General features: G+C 57.4%; 8 protein-coding genes. 4 read left to right on the top strand and 4 right to left on the bottom strand.

From position 1 onward, the window contains the following. The first annotated feature begins 346 nt into the window (after positions 1–346). The 3 genes from KW403_RS00115 (at position 347) to prfB (ending at position 5,598) form a co-directional block, all read left to right on the top strand. The gene (locus KW403_RS00115) at positions 347–1,570 is read left to right on the top strand and encodes an N-acetylmuramoyl-L-alanine amidase (protein ID WP_223020789.1); all 1,224 of its coding nucleotides are present in this window, start codon (positions 347–349) and stop codon (positions 1,568–1,570) included. Positions 1,571–1,894: 324 nt separating this feature from the next. Then, positions 1,895–4,351 (top strand): penicillin-binding protein 1A, encoded by a 2,457-nt coding sequence (locus tag KW403_RS00110; protein WP_223020788.1) that lies wholly within the window; start codon positions 1,895–1,897, stop codon positions 4,349–4,351. 115 nt (positions 4,352–4,466) lie between these two features. Further along, a protein-coding gene (gene prfB, locus KW403_RS00105) for a peptide chain release factor 2 (protein ID WP_223020787.1) occupies positions 4,467–5,598 on the top strand; the annotation gives its coding sequence in 2 pieces (ribosomal slippage) (positions 4,467–4,535 and positions 4,537–5,598; 1,131 coding nt in all). 59 nt (positions 5,599–5,657) lie between these two features. Here the strand turns inward: prfB and KW403_RS00100 are convergent. Both KW403_RS00100 and KW403_RS00095 read right to left on the bottom strand, forming a co-directional pair. Next, positions 5,658–6,962: a M23 family metallopeptidase gene (locus tag KW403_RS00100; protein ID WP_223020786.1), complete on the bottom strand. Its 1,305-nt coding sequence runs from the start codon at positions 6,960–6,962 to the stop codon at positions 5,658–5,660. A gap of 176 nt (positions 6,963–7,138) precedes the next feature. After that, positions 7,139–7,621: a peroxiredoxin gene (locus KW403_RS00095; protein WP_223020785.1), complete on the bottom strand. Its 483-nt coding sequence runs from the start codon at positions 7,619–7,621 to the stop codon at positions 7,139–7,141. A 94-nt stretch (positions 7,622–7,715) separates the two neighbouring features. On the opposite strand from KW403_RS00095, the gene KW403_RS00090 reads away from it, so the two are divergent. Next, complete coding sequence (locus KW403_RS00090; protein ID WP_223020784.1) at positions 7,716–11,087, top strand: YhdP family protein; 3,372 nt, start codon at positions 7,716–7,718, stop codon at positions 11,085–11,087. Between the two features lie 57 nt (positions 11,088–11,144). Here KW403_RS00090 and tyrS read toward each other — a convergent pair whose 3' ends face one another. Next, a complete protein-coding gene (gene tyrS / locus KW403_RS00085; protein ID WP_223020783.1) occupies positions 11,145–12,398 on the bottom strand; it encodes a tyrosine--tRNA ligase in 1,254 nt (417 codons plus the stop codon). Positions 12,399–12,462: 64 nt separating this feature from the next. Further along, the gene (locus KW403_RS00080; protein ID WP_223020782.1) at positions 12,463–13,137 is read right to left on the bottom strand and encodes an alpha/beta hydrolase; all 675 of its coding nucleotides are present in this window, start codon (positions 13,135–13,137) and stop codon (positions 12,463–12,465) included. Positions 13,138–13,293: the final 156 nt, after the last annotated feature.

The raw sequence follows: 13,293 nt of genomic DNA, 5'->3' as shown, positions 1-13,293 counted from the left end.
GTTTCCTACGTCAGAGCTCTCATATCTGGAGAAGGCCCTGAAAAATTCCTTCTGAATCACCGCGCGTTCAGGTTTGCGGCGGCGGAAAAGGTTTGCCCCAATGCTCATCGCCGTTTGTCAGCAGGGACTCAAACCAAGGACGCTTATCGCGATGATTCATAGATGCTTTTATGATTTGACAGTTGTATTGGCAACCCTGATTTCCATTGGCGGGCTACGCCGGTGGCTGAGGGGCAATCTAGTCTTCAATTGCCCCACGGTTGCGGAGAGCGCATAAAAAACACGTGTTTTCCAACGATTCGAAAGAAAAACGCCATTTTTCTCATAGGGAATGGATGTTGATTCGATGAAGATTCGCACAACGCATCGCAACGAGGTGGTTTTGCACAGACCAACGCTATTCATTTGGGCTTTTTTTGCAGCGATCACTCTTGCTTTCAACGGTGCTTTTGGCGGAGAGCCTGCGCTTAAGGCGCATGACTACAAGATGGCTGGCGACGCTCAGTACACGCGCATCGTCATACATTTTGACGAGAAGCCCGAATTCCAATGGTTTCTATTGCGGGATCCCAACCGCCTGGTCATCGACCTCCCGCTGACGGAGTTTTCATTCGATCCTCTGGAACTGCGCCCGCGTGGTCTGGTTGCGGCTGTCCAGTACGGCGCTGTGGACGCGGCGCGCGCGCGTCTGCTTTTCCGCGCCGTGGGTCCGTTCTCCGTGGAAAAAGCCGAGGTGATGAAAAATGAAACCTCGGACGGGTTTCGCCTGATCATAGAGATCCGCGCCAGCTCGGCTGATGATTTCGACGCGGCGCTTCGTGCTGCCATGCTCAAACCAAAGGCTGAGGGGCCGGGGGGAGGGGCGACCGGGATCCAGGATCGCTTTACCGTTGCGCTTGATCCGGGACATGGCGGTGCGGATGGCGGCGCACGTGGCATCAACGGCACGATCGAAAAGCAGATCACGTTGCTGTTTGCGCTTGAACTGGCTGGGAAGCTGGAGGAAACCGGCCGCTATCGGGTCGTTCTGACACGGGAAGATGATCGTTTCCTGCGTCTCGACGAGCGGGTTCGGATTGCCCGCGAAAAGGGCGCGGATCTATTTGTCTCGGTGCATGCCGACGCGATCGCGATCCGCAGCGTGCGCGGTGCAACTGTGTATACGGTCTCAGACAAGGCATCGGATGCCGAGGCAGCGGCGACAGCCGCACGCGAAAACCTATCGGATGAGATCGCCGGCAAAGTGCCCGAAGAGGAGCAGGATGAAGTCGAGGACATTCTCGTTGATCTTATCCGGCGCGAAACGCATGCGTTTTCCATCCGTTTTGCGCGCACCCTCATCGGCAGATTGTCGGATACGGTTCAATTGGTGAAGAATCCGCATCGCTATGCGGGTTTCAGGGTCCTTCGTGCCCCTGATATCCCTTCGGTGCTTCTGGAACTAGGCTACCTGTCGAACCCGGAAGACGAAGCGCAGCTACGGGACCCAAAGTGGCGCGCCGAGACGATGGACGCCATCGTGGAAGCTGTCGGATATTTTGCGAAGGCCAATGGCGGGGCGGGCGGATGACGCAAGGACGTTGCAAGTCTGCAACGCTTGCGATGATTAATGCAGCCGGAGTTTCCGTCGGTCGTGTCGCCGTATTTTGCCCACAACGCTGAGGCAGTAAGAGCCCACATAAGATTTTCCGGAAACACCGGTGCTCCGGGCGGAAGATCATGACAAAAAGTGGTATTATAGAATCGCTGGCGGCGAAAAAGGGCGACTGTTCGGCAATGGCGAGATTCGATTTCGTCGTTAGCCTTCGTGATGCGGCTGGAATTTGAAAGACGGCTCTGGCGGTTAGTGGCTTTTACAGCAAACGGCGACGCCAGAGTATGAATTGGAGCGGGCATGGTACGTCTCATCGGGTATTTCTTTGGCGTTGGCATCGTGCTGGCGTTGCTGGTGGCAGCGGGCATCGCGCTATACGTCGGCGATCTTACAAAAGATCTCCCTGACTATGAGGTTCTTGCGAAGTATGAACCACCGGTGACCACCCGTGTACATGCTGCTGACGGCGCGCTCATGGCGGAGTTCGCACGGGAACGTAGACTTTACCTTCCCATTCAGGCCGTGCCTGACCGGGTCAAGGCCGCCTTCCTCTCTGCCGAAGACAAGAATTTCTACAAGCATCCTGGTGTGGATGTGACAGGCCTCGCGCGCGCGGTGATCACCAATCTCCAGAATTTCGGTTCGGGTCGCCGCCCCGTCGGCGCATCGACCATTACGCAGCAGGTAGCAAAGAACTTTCTGCTGACGTCCGACCAGACCATGCAGCGCAAGATCAAGGAGATGGTGCTCTCCTTCCGCATCGAACAGGCCTATTCCAAGGATCGTATTCTTGAGCTCTACCTGAACGAGATTTTTTTCGGCCTTGGCTCCTACGGCATCGCCGGAGCGGCGCTGACCTATTTCGACAAGTCTGTCAATGAACTGACACTGGCCGAAGCTGCCTATCTGGCCGCCCTGCCAAAGGGCCCATCCAATTATCACCCTTTCCGGTATACGGAGCGTGCAGTCGAACGCCGCAATTGGGTGATCGATCAAATGGTTGAGAATGGTTATGCGACTGCGGAGGAAGGCGAGAAAGCCAAGGCGACTGGCTTGAATGTCTCTCCCCGGCGTCGCGGAACATATCTTTTCGCAGGCGAGTACTTCACGGAAGAGGTTCGTCGCGACATCATTTCGCGCTATGGCGAAGACGCGCTGTATGAAGGCGGACTGTCCGTCCGCACGACGCTCGATCCGAAACTGCAGCTTTATGCCCGCAAGGCGCTGCAGAACGGTCTCATTCGCTACGATACGCTGCGCGGTTACCGCGGGCCGGTCACGCAGATCGACGCTTCAGGAGATTGGGGCGTGCCGCTCGGCGAGATAGACGCGTTGAGCGATGTGCCCGAATGGAAGCTTGCTGTCGTTCTGGGAACCGAAGATGACAAGATTTCCATAGGCATCAAGCCGGAGCGTACGGTTTCCGGTGCGCTCTCGGAAGAACGTGAAACAGGTACCATCGCGCTCGAGGACATGAAATGGGCCATGCGGCACGTCGTCAATGGCGAACGTCTCAAGGCCAACAAGCAATCGGACGTTCTGAAGCCCGGCGATGTGATTCTGGTCGAAAAGAAAAAGGATACGGAGCGGGCCTGGCAGTTGCGTCAGGTGCCGGAGATTGAAGGCGCTCTGGTTGCCATGGATCCCCATACGGGACGCGTCTTGGCAATGGTCGGTGGCTTTTCCTATGCTGATTCCCAGTTCAATCGGGCGACACAGGCCTATCGTCAGCCGGGCTCTGCCTTCAAACCCATCGTTTACGCGGCCGCACTCGACAATGGCTACACGCCGGCTTCGGTCGTGCTTGATGCGCCGATCTCGATCCAGGTTGGTAATGAGGTTTGGGAGCCGAAGAATTACGGCGGGAAATCAGCCGGTCCCTCGACATTGCGTGCTGGCATCGAACGCTCGCGCAATCTGATGACTGTGCGCCTGGCCAAGGACATGGGCATGCAACTGGTGGCCGACTATGCTGAGCATTTCGGTATCTACGACAAGATGCTTCCGGTGCTGGCCATGTCCCTTGGTTCAGGGGAGACGACGGTCATGCGCATGGTGTCGGCTTATGCTGTGATGGCAAATGGCGGAAAGCAAATCGTTCCGTCGTTGATCGACCGCATTCAGGACCGCTACGGAAAAACGGTCTATAAGCACGATCGCCGTGAATGCGCGGGATGTGTCGCAAGCGAGTGGAAAGGGCAGGAGGAGCCAGAGATCATCAATGATCGTGATCAGGTCCTCGACCCCATGACCGCTTACCAGATCACCTCGATGATGCAGGGCGTTGTCTCGCGTGGCACGGCGGTAACCGTCTCCGAGCTGGGGCGGCCGATTGCCGGCAAGACAGGAACGACAAACGACGAGAAAGACGCATGGTTCGTGGGCTACACACCCGATCTCGTCGTTGGAGTGTTCATGGGCTACGACACCCCGCGTCCGATGGGGCGTGGCTCCACCGGCGGTGGCCTCGCCGCGCCGATCTTCAAGGACTTCATGACAAATGCATTGAAGGATATGCGTCCTGTTGATTTTCAGGTGCCGGAAGGCATGAACATCATTCCCATTGATCGCAAGACGGGAATGCGCGCCCAGGCGGGACAGCCCGGTGTGATCATGGAAGCCTTCAAGCCCGGGACAGGGCCTGCCGACAGCTACTGGGTCATTGGTATGGAAGATCTGGAGGGAGCAGGGGGCCCCCGTGTCATTTCTCCGCAGGCCAATCGTGCCGTAAACTCGGGCGCTGGCGGCCTCTACTGATATTGTTGCCGGAGGGGCGTGTCCGCTTTACAGAAGCGGGCGCGCTCCATATGGTCCGACGCGACTCAGAGTTCCGTTTCTGAAAAATCCAACAAAACCGAGGTGTTGATCTGCAATGCGCGCAGAAACCGAAAATCTTGTCGACGAAATCAAGCAGGCCATAAGCCTGCTGAGGAGGCATCTTTGACTGGGATGCGGCGGTAAAAAGGCTCGATTATCTCAATTCTCGCGCTGAAGAAGCCGATCTGTGGAATGATCCACAAGAGGCCCAGAAGCTGATGCGCGAGCGTCAGATGCTCGAAGAAAACATAACCGGTGTCCGCAACCTGTCGCAGGCCCTGGAGGACAATGTCGGTCTCATCGAACTCGGTGAGGAAGAGGGCGATGCTTCCGTGATCTCGGAAGCCGAAGCTGCTCTCAAAGGTCTGAATGAAGAGATTGCCGCCCGACAGGTGGAGTCCCTGCTTTCCGGAGAGGCTGACGGAAACGACACCTATCTGGAAATCCATGCCGGTGCTGGCGGGACCGAGAGCCAGGACTGGGCGCAGATGCTTCTACGGATGTATTCGCGTTGGGCAGAGCGCCGCGGGATGAAAGTCGACGTGATGGAAGTCCACGACGGTGAAGAGGCAGGTATCAAGTCGGCGACGCTGTTGATCAAGGGGCGGAACGCCTATGGGTGGCTGAAGACGGAGTCTGGCGTACACCGCCTGGTTCGTATTTCCCCCTATGACAGCAATGCACGGCGCCACACATCTTTTGCCAGTGCCTGGGTTTATCCGGTTATTGATGACACGATCGAGATCGATATTCCGGAGTCTGAAGTTCGCATCGACACATACCGGGCGTCGGGGGCAGGCGGTCAGCACGTGAACACGACCGATTCGGCTGTCCGCATAACGCATATTCCCAGTGGTATCGTGGTGCAGTGTCAAAAAGAACGCTCACAGCACAAAAATCGCGCTACCGCATGGGATATGTTGCGCGCGCGCCTCTACGAAGAAGAGCTCAAAAAGCGTGAAGATGCAGCGAGTGTGACGGAGGCGTCCAAGACGGATATCGGCTGGGGGCATCAGATCCGCTCCTATGTTCTCCAGCCTTATCAATTGGTGAAAGACCTGCGTACCGGCGTTGAAAGCACCAGCCCTCAGGATGTTCTCGACGGCAAGCTGGACACATTTATGGAAGCTGCCCTGTCACAGCGTGTTCACGGCAGTGACGGCGCGGAGGTAGAGGACCTGACATAGGCGGTAAATCGCCTTATCTCATTTTCTCATATGGGCGGACGCTTGGCGTTCGCCCATTTTTATTTTCCGGATTCGTTTTTGAGATATTTGGCGATCTTGCGCCCTGCCGTGATGAAGCGGGCGGGATTCAGGGCTGTGCCGGATCTGCGCACTTCATAATGGAGATGCGGTCCTGTCGAACGGCCACTGGAACCGACCTTTCCGACCTTGGTTCCCACATCCACCTTGTCGCCGGTCTTTACGAGAATCTTGCTCATATGCGCATACCGGGTCGTGAGACCGTTTCCGTGATCGACCTCCACCATCCGCCCGTAGCCACCGTTCCAGCCTGCCTTGACCACTGTACCTGCGCCGGTTGCATGAATAGAGGCTCCACGCTTTGCCCGGAAATCGATACCTGAATGGTGGGCAAGGCGTCCGAGAAAGGGATCCTTGCGTGCGCCGAATCGGCTTGAGATCTGGGCCCCGGGCGCCGGGCTCGCCAAAGGCAGTCGCCTTGCTTTGGCCTTGACTTGGTTCAGATGGGACAGTGCTTCATCCAGTTCACGCACCTGGTCTTCAAAAACCAACGCGGAGGTGGATGCCAGGAGTGGGCCGCCGACATTCTGTTCCCGGTGGTCGCTGGCAATTGTCAAGCCGACATCCTCCAGTGTGCCGGCGATCGCATCGGCAGTCTGATAGGCACCGTCAGCAAGCATTCTGACACTGTCAATTTGATCTGTTTCGATGGTCTCCAGCGCGCGATTAAGTTTCACAAAAAGGTAGTCAGCTTTGTCGGCGGCGGACAATTGCTCACGCTTCTGCGAGGAACGTGATCGGAGTGGCCAGGGGACCGAACCTGTCTGAGAAGGAGCGAAGGAAGCAACTGCAATGCTGCCGGTGGTCGTTGGATCAAGCAGGGGCTTGCTCTCGGCCTTGATTTTCGGTCTTGGCTCGGGCACGGGCGGGTTCTCGGGGAGCAGTTCCGCCCCTGCGCGGTTGAGCACCGGATCGAGCCGGCTCTGACGCTTGGTTAGCTGATCCTGCCGTTCAAGCAGCTCACCAACCCTCTCCTGCATAAATTGCTGATCAAGAAGCTGCCGACTTGTCACGCGATCAAGCTGCGCACGCAGGGCGGAAATCCGATCTTCATAGGCCTGTTGAAGCCGCGCCTGGCGTGCAACTGTGGCACCGATCAAATCGTCACGAAATACCAGATACGAGGTGGCAAGAAGATAGCCTATAGCAAGCGCTCCAACCGCAGAGCCGACCAGAGCTGCGATCCACGGCCGCACCGTGAAATGCCGGATCCTGTCACCCCGCGCGATGATGATCGTGTGGGGTTCCTTACGTTTACCAAAAACCGCAGATTGCTGTGGGCGCATCGAGAATCGAACTTGTATTCAGGGACCTTGTTCGATGTCGATTACACTTGATTAGGGTTAACAAAGCTTTTCGTGTAGCGGCCGCGCCCCTCAACAGGGCGCAACAGCTTGTGGGAATTGATTGCTGTGAGAATACAGGTTGGGGTCATTGCAGTGAATTGGCCCGCTAAACGGGCCTAGCGGGCATCCACTTCAAGCGCTCTGACAGCGTCGAGAACAGACTGCGCATGACCTGGCACTTTCACTTTGCGCCATGTTTCTGCAATGCGGCCCTCCCGGTCGATCAGGTAGGTGGAGCGCTCGACCCCCATATATTTGCGCCCATACATGCTTTTCTCGACCCATACCCCATAGGATTGAAGGGTCTCCTTCTCTTGGTCGGAAACAAGAGACACCGTAAGTGCATGTTTGTTCTTGAACTTGTCGTGGCTTTTCGGGCTGTCTGGAGACATTCCGAGAAGGATCGTGTCCACGGCGTCGAATTCGGGCTTGAGTGCCGTAAAGTCGATGGCTTCCGCAGTGCAGCCGCTGGTGTCGTTTTTAGGGTAGAAGAAGAGAACGACATTTTTCCCGCGGAAGTCCGACAATTTGATTTCGCTGCCCCCATCTGCGGGCAACGCAAAATCCGGCGCTTCGCTTCCTTTGACGGGTCCTGTCATTTTCTTTCCCCTGTTTGTGGATAGGCGATGAAAGGGAGAGATATAATCATGTCGATGGATTCGTCCATGGCTGCGAGTGTCGACGGGAACGGTTTTGGATCAGCAAGGTGCTTCACACAGAAAGGTCAGGTTCAAGCGCGGCGAGATTGCGGCTCTGGAAACTTACCCCTCTACCCATGACAGGGCGCGCCGGGTGCTGCGGCGTTCTGTCTTCTGGCGGTGGTTGAAGCGCGGCATAACCGGGTTTGCCGTTGCGATCACACTCCTCGTTGCCCTTGGTCTTGCACTCCAGTTCGTCGGAATGGGGTCCTTTGGCCAGGAACGGTTGCGATCAGCCGCGCAAAGAGCGCTCACTTCGCTTACGGGGTATAATGTCGCGACAACCATGGGTTCTTTGAGGCTGGTCCCGAGCGACCGCAGTCTGATAGCCCTTGAGATACAGGACGTGCATCTAACCAAGGTTGAAACCGGTGAAACGCTGTTCGATGCCGACACACTTCGGTTCGGCTTCAGGCTGCTGCCGCTGCTCAGAGGGCAGATAAAGGTTGGGAGCGCGGAAATCTCCGGTGCGCGCGTCCAGCTAGCGGAGCTCTCATCGCGTTCCGAGGAGGTGGCCGCCGTCGCGAGATGGAAAAAACCGGTCGATCCCAGTCTTGTCGAGAAGGATGTTTTTCACGGTCTCCGACGTGTTTATGCGCTTACCGAACGCATGGGAACGCGGCATCTGCGCCTGCGCGATGTGGAGGTCATCCTCGATGACGCCTCCAAGCGTAGCATGGCCATCGATATTAATGCGTCGATGGCGCCGTCAGGAAAGCTCGACTTCAAGAGCAATGTTTCCCTTGAAGACCGTGGTTTCGAGATTACTGGAACCGCCTTGCGGCCTGTGCGCAATGGACCGATCCAGTCACTGGATGTCGAAATTTCGGCGCCGAAGCCCTCACTGTTGGAAACCGCGCGTTCCGTGTCCGGTCATCACGAGCGTCCCACCGGTCTTTTGGAGGCGGTTCGCCTGACTCTGAGCGGCGGCGAAGGCAAAATCGGGGATGGCCGGCTGAAACTCGAATTGGAGCTGGAAAACGCTCCCTTTGACCTTGGAGATGATGGAGTGTTGAGCGCGACAGGCCGCATCCGCGCCGAGGTCGGGGACGATGAGGGTACGGTCATCATCAATCAGGCAAACATGGTTGTCGGACGGTCTGCGTTCAATTTCACGGGGCGGATCGTTCCGGTCGAGAACTCCGGCGCCGGGACCGCGGTTTATCGCTTTGACCTTGCCAGCGGAAAATCGTCTATCGCGCCGATCGATTCACCTGAGGCTGCCGTCCCCTTCGTTGCTGGTGTATCGGGACGTATCGACACCGGAAAAGGGCGTATTGTTGGAGATACGATACGCATCGCAACGACATCCGGCGTGATCACCGCGAGCGCCGCTGTTACCCTTCAGGCGGGCAAGACGCCAGGGCTTTCGCTTGCCGTCTATACCGAAGGCATGCCGACCCATGAGGTGAAGCAGTTCTGGCCATGGTTCGCCGCCTCGGGCGCGCGGGAATGGGTTCTGGGCAACCTCTTTGGTGGTCGGGTTGTCGAAGGCAATCTTCGTCTGCGCGTGCCGCCGGGGCGTTTCGGCAATGGCAAACCGCTGAATAACGAAGAAGTCAGCGGGGCCTTCGAGGTTGCAGACGCGCGGTTCGACATAGCTGGTCGGATACCGCCTGTGCGAGACGCGGTGGGTCGCATTGCGTTTCAAGGGGCAGATATCGACATTGCGATCGATACCGGCACGGTCTTTATGCCGAGTGGGCGGAAAGTGGCCGCCAGCAAGGGATCGCTCACGGTGCGCAATGCCCATGTAAAGCCACGCATCGGCAAACTTGAGATAGACGTGGCAGGCAAAGCTCCGGCCATTGTCGAACTGGCTTCATATGAACCTATCGACGTGTCCGACAAGATCGACATTTCGCCTCAAGACGTGACGGGTGATGTGACCGGTCATGTGACTGCCGATATCCCTTTGAGCGATGGGATACCGCGCGAAGATCTCGGTTGGCAGGCGACGCTCGAATACAAAAATCTATCGATCTCCAAATCCTTTGACGGGCAGATGGTCGCAGATGCCAACGGCGTGCTGATTGTTGAGCCGGGCAGGGCGGACATTTCCGCTTCCGCGATGTTGAATGGCGTGCCGGCACGTCTGGAACTGGTCGAGCCTTTCGGTGAGTCTGAACTGAAGCGGTCACGCAAGATCGAGCTCACGCTTGATGACAAGCTACGTAACAAGGTGGTTCCCGGACTGGACAGCATTCTTTCCGGTCCGATAACGGTGGATTATTCCGAGCTGACGGATGGGCGCAAGGCGCTCACCGTGAAGCTCGATAAGGCACGCCTGACGCTACCATGGATCAATTGGAGCAAGGGGACCGGGATTCCGGCGCAGGCGTCTTTCATTCTCGACGAGACACCCTCGTCGATGGAGCTGACCGACTTCAAACTGGCCGGCGAAACGTTCTCGGCGCAAGGGCGGCTCACGATCGCCGGCGGCGAGCTCGCCAGTGCTCGGTTCGACAAGGCAAGATTGAACCGGGGGGACGATTTTTCCGTCTCCGTCGATCGGTCGGGCCGAAGCTACAAGGTATCCGTCCGCGGTGCGTCATTGGATGGGCGTGCGCTGATCAAGCACTATCTGGCAACCGGACAGAGCGATGCCGACGACGGAAGTGGGGCGGGCGGCAGCGCGGGAGTTGCGCTCGACGCGAAACTCGCTCGGGTAACGGGTTTTGGCGGTACTGTTTTGCGGGACGTTGCCCTAAACTATGCGTCTGCTGCGGAAAGCGCCGGCCGCCTCGACATCTCCGCAACGACAAGGTCCGGCGGTAAAGTGACCCTGACACGCAGCCCCGGCGGTATCGTCGCCAATTCATCGGACGCCGGAGCGGTGATGCGCTTCGTCGATTTCTACGAGAACATGGAAGGTGGACAGCTGGCCTTATCTTTGGATGAGGGCAAGGGCGGTGTATTGAGCGGTCGCGTATCGGCTGAAAATTTTTTCATTGTCGACGAGCCGCGTCTGCGTTCACTCGTGTCCGCAACCGAGAACAATGGCGAGGTAGATGCCAACAGAATTGGCTTCGAACGCGGCTATGCCAAGGTTCTGAAGGGTCCCGGTCGGCTGGACCTGAGAGACGGTGTCCTGCGCGGGCCACTGATCGGCACGACATTTCAGGGAACCCTCTTTGACGCGAATGACAATATCGCGATCACCGGGACCTTCATGCCGCTTTATGGTCTGAACCGCATTTTCGGTGAAATCCCGGTGTTCGGTGAGATCCTTGGAAACGGGCGCGACCGCGGGCTGATCGGAATCACCTACCGGCTTTATGGCAAGCTCGCTGAGCCTCAGATGGAAGTGAATCCCATTTCGGCCATCGCCCCAGGGATTTTCCGGCAGATTTTCGAGTTTCGATAAAAAAAGGGCGCCCGGACGGGGCGCACCTAATATGTCTTGGCGTTGAATGCCAGCGGTTCAAACCGGGCGCAGGAGCACGTGCTTTTTCTTCCCGAGGGAGAGTTTCACCACGCCTTCCTCAGTAAGATTCTCGAGGGTTACAGCTTGTCGGTCATCGTTGACGGGCTGGTCGTTCAGACGAACGGCTCCCCCCTTCACATGCCTGCGCGCTTCGCCGTTGGATGCGGCCAATCCTGCTGTCACAAAGAGCGAAAGCACACCAATACCATCCTCAAGAGCGGAGCGTTCGACTTCTATTGTAGGAAGCGTTTGCGCCAGTGACCCTTCCTCGAATGTTTTGCGCGCCGTCTCTGCCGCTTCCTCAGCAGCATCGCGGCCATGAAGCATGGCAGTCACTTCGGTGGCCAGGATCTTCTTGGCTTCGTTGAGCTCGGCACCCTGCAGCGCGCCGAGCCGCGCAATCTCGTCCAACGGCATGGTGGTGTAAAGTTTCAGGAAGCGCTCGACATCCGCATCCTCTGTGTTGCGCCAGTATTGCCAGAAGTCGTAGGCGCCGAGCATATCGGGGTTAAGCCAGATCGCTCCCTCGGCGCTCTTGCCCATCTTCGCACCCGATGATGTTGTGAGCAGGGGGGAGGTCAGGGCGTAGAGCTGCGGCGTGCCCATACGGTGCCCCAGATCGATGCCGTTGACGATGTTGCCCCACTGGTCCGAACCACCCATCTGCAGGCGGCAGCCAAGCCGTTTGTTCAACTCCACATAGTCATAGGCCTGGAGGATCATGTAATTGAATTCCAGGAAGGAGAGGGACTGCTCGCGGTCTAGGCGCAGTTTCACGGAATCGAATGAGAGCATTCGATTGACAGAGAAATGGCGGCCCACGTCGCGCAGGAACTCGACATAGTTGATGCCCAGAAGCCAGTCGGCGTTGTTGACCATCAGCGCGTCCTGCGGTCCTTCGCCGAAAGTGAGGTAGTTGGAAAACACCTTTTTGATCCCGGCGATGTTCTTAGCGATTGTTTCCGGCGTCATCAGCTTGCGCGCTTCGTCCTTGAAGGACGGGTCGCCGATCATCCCGGTGCCGCCGCCCATCAGAGTGATCGGGCGATGGCCTGTCTGCTGCAGCCAGTGCAGCATCATGATCTGAATGAGCCCGCCTGCATGGAGGCTTGGTGCCGTGGGATCGAAGCCGATATAGGCCGTTACCGTCTCACTCCGGAAGAGTTCATCAAGACCAGCGTCGTCGGACGTCTGGTGAATGAACCCGCGTTCGCTGAGCGTGCGCAGAAAGTCGGATTTGAAGGCGGTCATGGTCTTTCAGGCTCTTTGATATTTGCGGACGCTGCGACACAGAATGCGGCATCCGCAGAACGGTTTATTTCAGGCGTTTGGGGCGCGGTTCGGAAAGCTCACCGCGCAGACGGCGATCAAGGTAATCCGAACATTCACCGATCAGTTCATCGACATGGTCGGAGTAGAAATGGTTCACGCCGGGCATGGTCTTTTGGGTAATCGTGATACCCTTCTGAGACTGCAGTTTGTCAACGAGGCCCTGAACGTCGGCGGGCGGCGCAACCTTGTCGGCATCGCCGTGAATGATCAGACCCGAGGACGGACACGGGGCGAGGAACGAGAAATCATACAGGTTCGGCTGCGGCGAGATGGACATGAACCCTTCGATCTCTGGCCGGCGCATCAGAAGCTGCATGCCGATCCAGGCGCCGAAGGAGTAACCCGCGATCCAGCAGTTTTTGGAATCGGGATGCAGCGACTGAACCCAGTCGAGCGCAGCGGCTGCATCGGAGAGTTCCCCGGTGCCGTGATCAAACGCACCCTGGCTGCGGCCGATGCCGCGGAAGTTGAAACGCAGTGTGGTGAAACCCCGGCTTTGGAACATGTAGAAAAGATCGTAGACGATCTTGTTGTTCATCGTGCCGCCGAAGTGCGGATGCGGATGCAGGATGAGCGCGATCGGAGCGTTCTTTTCCTTTGAAGGCTGATATCGTCCTTCCAGACGTCCGGCAGGCCCGGCAAAAATGACCTCAGGCATGAGTACTCCACATTGGGCGTCGCAGCATTACAGGTTCCACGGGGATCGATGCCCCTTGACCCTTGACGCGACGCCGACGCCTCCATAGAAGCTAGTTTAGAATTGTTCAAAATTGATGGTGCGCGAGCAACCATCATATCGGCAAGCCGGGTAAAT

Origin of the sequence: Nitratireductor kimnyeongensis, assembly GCF_019891395.1 — a bacterium.
GTDB classification, from domain to species: Bacteria; Pseudomonadota; Alphaproteobacteria; order Rhizobiales; family Rhizobiaceae; genus Nitratireductor; species Nitratireductor kimnyeongensis.
The sequence above is the reverse complement of the archived record's forward strand: the minus strand, read 5'-3'. Positions and strand labels throughout refer to the sequence as shown.

Excerpts from the sequence above, each read along its gene's own strand:
- KW403_RS00080 (WP_223020782.1), bottom strand. The coding sequence starts at position 13,137 with ATGCCTGAGGTCATTTTTGCCGGGCCTGCCGGACGTCTGGAAGGACGA.
- KW403_RS00100 (WP_223020786.1), bottom strand. The coding sequence starts at position 6,962 with ATGCGCCCACAGCAATCTGCGGTTTTTGGTAAACGTAAGGAACCCCAC.
- KW403_RS00110 (WP_223020788.1), top strand. The coding sequence starts at position 1,895 with ATGGTACGTCTCATCGGGTATTTCTTTGGCGTTGGCATCGTGCTGGCG.
- KW403_RS00095 (WP_223020785.1), bottom strand. The coding sequence starts at position 7,621 with ATGACAGGACCCGTCAAAGGAAGCGAAGCGCCGGATTTTGCGTTGCCC.
- KW403_RS00115 (WP_223020789.1), top strand. The coding sequence starts at position 347 with ATGAAGATTCGCACAACGCATCGCAACGAGGTGGTTTTGCACAGACCA.
- tyrS (WP_223020783.1), bottom strand. The coding sequence starts at position 12,398 with ATGACCGCCTTCAAATCCGACTTTCTGCGCACGCTCAGCGAACGCGGG.